The sequence below is a fragment of the Chitinimonas sp. BJB300 genome (assembly GCF_002735695.1).
In the GTDB taxonomy this organism is placed as follows: domain Bacteria; phylum Pseudomonadota; class Gammaproteobacteria; order Burkholderiales; family Chitinimonadaceae; genus Chitinimonas.
In genome coordinates, this window is record NZ_PDZH01000179.1 from 1 (window position 1) to 5,926 (window position 5,926).

General features: G+C 53.2%; 6 protein-coding genes. 3 read left to right on the plus strand and 3 right to left on the minus strand.

The features are described from left to right. Positions 1-346 precede the first annotated feature (346 nt). Complete coding sequence (locus CSQ89_RS19365) at positions 347-1,147, plus strand: FecR family protein (RefSeq protein ID WP_099407682.1); 801 nt, start codon at positions 347-349, stop codon at positions 1,145-1,147. Positions 1,148-1,353: 206 nt separating this feature from the next. On the opposite strand, the gene CSQ89_RS19370 is transcribed toward CSQ89_RS19365, so the two are convergent. Beyond that, entirely contained in the window at positions 1,354-2,226 is an 873-nt protein-coding gene (locus CSQ89_RS19370) for a prephenate dehydrogenase (RefSeq protein ID WP_099407683.1), read from the minus strand. Positions 2,227-2,305: 79 nt separating this feature from the next. Between CSQ89_RS19370 and CSQ89_RS19375 the strand changes: the two genes are divergently transcribed. After that, positions 2,306-3,082 (plus strand): hypothetical protein, encoded by a 777-nt coding sequence (locus tag CSQ89_RS19375; RefSeq protein WP_099407684.1) that lies wholly within the window; start codon positions 2,306-2,308, stop codon positions 3,080-3,082. A 63-nt stretch (positions 3,083-3,145) separates the two neighbouring features. Here the strand turns inward: CSQ89_RS19375 and aroF are convergent, their stop codons facing one another. Further along, a complete protein-coding gene (gene aroF, locus CSQ89_RS19380; protein ID WP_099407685.1) occupies positions 3,146-4,162 on the minus strand; it encodes a 3-deoxy-7-phosphoheptulonate synthase in 1,017 nt (338 codons plus the stop codon). A gap of 360 nt (positions 4,163-4,522) precedes the next feature. On the opposite strand from aroF, the gene CSQ89_RS19385 reads away from it, so the two are divergent. Beyond that, positions 4,523-5,020 (plus strand): DUF2185 domain-containing protein, encoded by a 498-nt coding sequence (locus CSQ89_RS19385; RefSeq protein WP_233203336.1) that lies wholly within the window; start codon positions 4,523-4,525, stop codon positions 5,018-5,020. A 131-nt stretch (positions 5,021-5,151) separates the two neighbouring features. Here CSQ89_RS19385 and CSQ89_RS19390 read toward each other — a convergent pair whose 3' ends face one another. Beyond that, positions 5,152-5,574, minus strand: coding sequence for a BLUF domain-containing protein (locus CSQ89_RS19390; RefSeq protein WP_099407686.1), 423 nt, complete (start codon positions 5,572-5,574; stop codon positions 5,152-5,154). Positions 5,575-5,926 lie beyond the last annotated feature (352 nt).

The window sequence follows — 5,926 nt, forward strand, 5'->3', positions numbered from 1 at the left end:
GAATGCCTGAGCATCAAGACGCAGAAGAACCCATTCGCACTTTGCCGCAAGTTACTGATCAACGCCTCCCGCGCGGCTTATGATCAGTTACAGCTGCTTCTCGCAGCTACTGCGTAACATCAGTCAAGTAATAGAAGGGGACGGCCGTCGCCGCCATGAAGGGTACGCCCGGCTGCAGTCTAGGAGGCAGGAGGCCTGCGTGGCGCAAAGGTTTTCCCTCGCTGTGGCGATGCGCTTGGGCGACAAATTGGCACGAAGAATCCAGCGCTTGGTATTTGGACTGGCTGGGCATAACTGCTACAACAGATGAAAGCCAGCAACCCTTCCACATCAGGAGTTTTCCCCTATGCTTTCCAAGCTTGTTCAATCCCTAATTGCATTCTTACTGGCAGCCGCTGCGCTAGCGGCGGCGAATGTAACCGCAGCGCGGGGCCAGATTACGGTTACCGGCCGGGATGGCAGCAGCAAGCCGCTCGATAGCGGTGCGCGGGTGGAAGCGGGCAGTAAAATCGTTACAGGCAGCAATGGCTTCGCCATTTTACGTTTTGATGATGGCCAGGTTATCGCATTAGAAAAGAACACAGACTTCACCATTGACCAATTCCGCTTCAACCGCGCCCAACCAGAAGAGGGCAATGCGTTCTTTTCAATGCTGCGCGGTAGTCTGCGTGCGGTGACCGGCTTGATTGGACAACAAAACAAAGCGGCTTTCCGGTTGAATACGCCTACCGCCACAATCGGTATTCGCGGCAGTGACTGGATGGCAGCGCTACAGGGCAATAACCTTTACACCGGTGTAAATAGCGGCGGTATTGTCGTCAATAACAGCGCCAATCAGTTGCTCGTCAATGCAGGCCAATATTCGATGACAGCGGGTGCGGGTACATCGCAGTTGGTGAGTTTGTCGCAGCTGCCTGCCGGCGTATTCGGCTCGCTGCCTAATCTATCGTTAGGTGCAGCAGCGAGCACGGCGGGTGGTGCATCGGCGGGTGCCGAGACTGCCAGCACCGCAGGTGTATTTGGTGGCGTGGGTAGTACTGCGATTGCCGTTGGGGTGGGTATTGCCGCAGTGGTTGCGGTGACATCAGACAGTGATGATAGTTCTTCTACCCACCACAGCAGTACTACGCATAGCAGCAACAAGTAATGAGTATCTGAACCTACTACGGGTTGGTGGTGTTGAATGGAGCATTGCTGAATAGAAAAAAGCACCACCTGCGGCAATACCGTTCAGTTAAGCAAAAAGCTCCTCAGGAGCTTTTTTGCTTTTGTAGCATGGCAGTTAGAAAGACCTTGCGAGGCTATGCGCGTGGCAACATCAAGCGTTTCAACTCTCCACCGCGTTTTTTGTGATTAGCGTAGCCAACTGCTACGTACTTTGCTGGCAGCCAGAAATGCCTGTTCTAGCGCGTTGGCGTCGGCCGCTTCCAGTTGCAACATCATTTGCTCCAGCTGTGTCTTGAATGCGGCCAGATCGGCTAACAGGGGTGCTCGGTTGGCCAATACAATATCGCGCCACATTTCCGGGTGGCTGCCGGCAATCCTTGTGAAATCACGAAACCCACTGCCGGCTAGCTGCAGGCAAGTAGCGGCATCGGGCCGTGCAAGTATCGTATTCATGTAGGTAAAGGCCAAGACATGGGGTAGATGGCTGACTGCGGCAAATATCGTGTCATGCTCGGTAGGGCTCATTTGTATAATTTCGGCCCCACATGCCTGCCAAAGCGCGGCTACTTTGGCGGTTGTTTCTGGTGTTGTCTCGGCAAGTGGCGTGAGCACCACCTTTTTGTTTTCATATAAGCCATAGCGGGCTGCAGCTGCGCCGGAAAGATCGGAACCTGCAATCGGGTGGGCGGGCTGGCAACGATGCAGGCTATCGGGTAGATGTTTGCGATAAAGCTGGGCTACATCACCCTTGGTGCTGCCGCCATCGGTAATGAGGGTATGGGCAGGTAATGCAGGTGCAATGCAGGCTAGCACTGTATCCATCTGCCCCACGGGTATTGCCAGGAAAACCATATCGGCATCGCAGACGGCCTTTGTGGTATCCGTCGCTGCCGCGTCGATGACCTTCAGTTGCAAGGCACGTTCCAAGTTGGCGGTAGAGCGACCCACCCCGACGACTTGTCGTACGAGCTGAGCACGCTTTAGATCAAGCGAAAAGGACCCGCCGATCAAGCCGACGCCAATGACGACCAATTTATTCACTACCACGCTGTTCTCCATGTCCGCGCCTCTTAGGGTGTATGTATTTGCATACTTCTTCTACCAAAGGGCAAATCTCCTAATTGAAGAGTGACCCCGGATGCGCCTGATTGTTCTGACCATGACTACGCTACTGCTCAGTTTGAAACAGAATGCTGCCGACCTTCCCATACAAGCACTACAAGACGCCACCAGCCAGCAAGTACTCAGCGAACGTATCGCCAGGGTCTATGCATGGCGAAGCCTTGAGGGGGAGCAGACCGATGCCCATCGCCAACAAAAGGCAGCTACTACCCAGTTCAGCAAGCAGCTAGACAATTTGCGCAAGCTCAGCGGCGATGATGCTGAGTTGAAAGACAACTATGCCTTGTTGGCGCAACTCTGGGCTGATTACCAGAAGTTGACTGATGCACCAAGCTCGCGCCATGGTGCAACAAAATTGGCTGAGCTTTCCGAGGAAGTGAGCTGGTTTGCGCGCAAAGGCCGCGTGTTGGTGGCGCAGCGACTGGGCATCAAACCACAAGCGGGTAGTATGGCTGCCGATATTGCCATGCTCTCGCAACGTTTGGCCAAGACTTATCTCTTGCAGGTATATGGCCTCAAACAACCTTTTCTGCCCCGCGATCTGGCTGAAACCCGTCATGAGTTTAATACCCTCAGCCGTCAGCTGAAGGCTTTGCCAGACAATGATGTATCGGTGAAAGCGCAATTGGCGTTGATGGAGCAAGAATGGTTTTTCTTCCAGCACGCCATTGATGAACTCGCCAAGAACAACACCGACCCTCAGCTGCGCCGCAATGTGATCACAACCAGTGACCGCATTTACCAAGTCGCGATTGACTTGGCTGGGCGTTATGAACGGCGTGGCAAGGTGTGAGTCGGGTTTCTATCGCCCAAACGCCTGATGTGCATGCCACGCTTTGATTTCACCGCGGCTGGATTAAAGACTACGGCCCACGGCTTGGGCGATGAGGCGAAGCGAATCCATCAAGTCATTCAACTCTTGCGGTGTCAGTGCCTGGTCGGCATCGCACCATGCTTCGCAGGGGTTGGGATGCATTTCAACCAATAGGCCATCGGCGCCTGCTGCGATGGCGGCGCGTGATAAGGCTGGCACCATCCAGGCTTTACCACCTGCATGGCTGGGGTCAACCAGGACCGGTAGGTGGGTTTCCTTTTTCAGTACGGGTATTGCCGTTACATCAAGTACATTGCGGTAAGCGGTTTCAAAGGTACGGATGCCGCGCTCGCACAGGATGATATTGTTATTGCCGCCAGCCGCGATGTATTCAGCTGCCATCAGCCATTCAGAAATAGTGGCCGACAGGCCGCGTTTTAGAATTACTGGCTTGTTGACTCGCCCAACTTCTTTCAAGAGATCGAAGTTCTGCATGTTGCGTGCACCAATCTGGATTACATCGACATCGTGTTCCAGAAAGGTATTGAGCATGCGTACATCCATCAGCTCGGTGACGATAGGCATATCGTGTTCACGAGCAGCATCTTGGAAAAATTCCAGGCCCTGTACTCCCAACCCTTGAAAGGCATAAGGGCTGGTACGTGGCTTGAACGCACCGCCACGCATCATGCGGCAGCCTGCTGCAGCTACGCCGGTGGCGGCGAGTTTCATCTGTTCCTGGGTTTCGACCGAACAGGGACCGGCGATGACCTGGATTTCTGAACCACCGAGCTTAATGCCACGGATATCGATAATGCTGCCGGCCGGGTGGCCTTCACGGGCGACGAGTTTGTAAGGCTTGACGATATGGATGGCGCGTTCCACGCCAGTCATTTGCTCAAAGGTTTGCTCGCTCAATTTACGCTCATCGCCAATGGCGCCAATGATGGTGCGTTCGCTGCCACGCGAGATATGTTCGGTGAGACCGGCATCGCGAATCTTGGCGACAACTGTGTCGAGATCAGCCGGGCTGGCGGTGGGGGACATGACGATGATCATAGTGTTTCCTTTATAAGGGACGATGGTAATAAAGCAGATCGGGGCGTTGGCTACAGTGCTGTTTGATCAGGACAGCGCTATGGCCAATGCATCGACCCACGGCAAGAAGTACAAACAAAAAGGCGGGCCCTGGTGAGGGGCCCGCCTTATTTTTGATCCTGGTTTCTTCAGCGCGAAACCGGCCAGCCCGTGTTAATTCATAGACGGGAAGTAATAAAACGAAAAAAAGACGTTTTGCTGGCACATGGTGTTTTGTAAATAGCACTTCGCTGAAAAAATATTGGGCTGAGCTTAACCGAAAATTTTCCGCTCCGCAGCAAATTTGCTTACGAATGATAGTTTGGCATCTGGCGTGTAAGCATGATCAACCTGACGATGTTGGTTGCGGGTGATGAGGTGCTGGCGAGTATGCAAGTGTGTGCCGCTGGGATCTGGTTTCGCTTAATGGCATACAACGTATCACTGCGCATGACGTGTTTCGCGCTGATGGGTATGCTGGAGGGGGTTAAAATATTTGGGGCGCTGCCAATGAAGCATTACAGACTGGAAAAGAATCATATTCGCCCGCTGGCTGAAGGCCATGGTTTGGCGATGGTGAGCGATATGGTGACGGTGGAAGGCTATACCGTGGCGTATATGTATCGCGATGAGCCGGAGGATGCCGACGATAGCGGATGGCGCTTCTTTGCCGGTAATGAGAGCGATGCCTATATCGATAATGCTAAGAACTTCAGCCTGCTGGACGTGAATGTTATTGCCAATTACGACGAAACCATCATCCCGCTACTCGATTCCCCGGTAGGGTCGGCGTTTGACAAAGGCGAAGAGGGCGAGACCTTCTACGATGTGAGCGAATAGTCGTTAATGCTCAGATCAATACGAAGACCCTGCTTGGCGGGGTCTTTATTTTAATGCAGCACAGCTTGTTTGAATCTTGAGCATCACATGACCCTGGATAAGAGGGCACAGCAGATGATTGGCAGGGTTGTTTAGCGCCCGATGATTGCTGCGGTAGCGATTAATTCTTCCAGCAACGCCAACGAGACGCTGCCGCTGAGTGTGTAAGGGTCGAGCTCGGGTTTTTCTGAATACTTCAATAGTGTCGAAGGGTTGACCTTGGCCAAGTTGACTTGGCCCATGGTCCAGCCGAAGAAACGCCGCTCGCGGATTTCCTCAAAGTGTAGCAACATCAAGTCATGGTGGCGTGGGTCGTGCGTAATGGCGTTGTATAGCGTCGAGACTTCGCGTCGTCCTCCCTCCAGTACTTGCATGAAGGTATCGCCGCTATAACAAAGAATGCCGGTAACGCCATTATCGGGATTGTGGGCGCGTGACTCTGCCAGGATGGCGTCCATTTGTTCAGAACACAGCGGCTTGGCGGAGCGGCTGGCGTATAGCAGACGTACAAGCATGCTTTTCTCCTGTGATTGGTTTTGAACCGGTTCAATGCCTTATTGCATACCTGTATAGGGGCTCGGTGTTGCTCGAAAGCGCTTGCTTGGCGGATGCCCAATTACCAAGGCACTTCACGCCAAGAAGTCCATCGTATTCAAGTACCCAAGCCCCATCAATTTCATGTACTGCGCTTTATCTTGGTTAAGGCAGCTTGCGCCAGTCTGTGAAAAGATTCTTACTGTCTGATGTTACGCAGTAGCTGCGAGAAGCAGCTGTAACTGATCATAAGCCGCGCGAGAGGCGTTGATCAGTAACTTGCGGCAAAGTGCGAATGGGTTCTTCTGCGTCTTGATGCTCAGGCATTCAAGT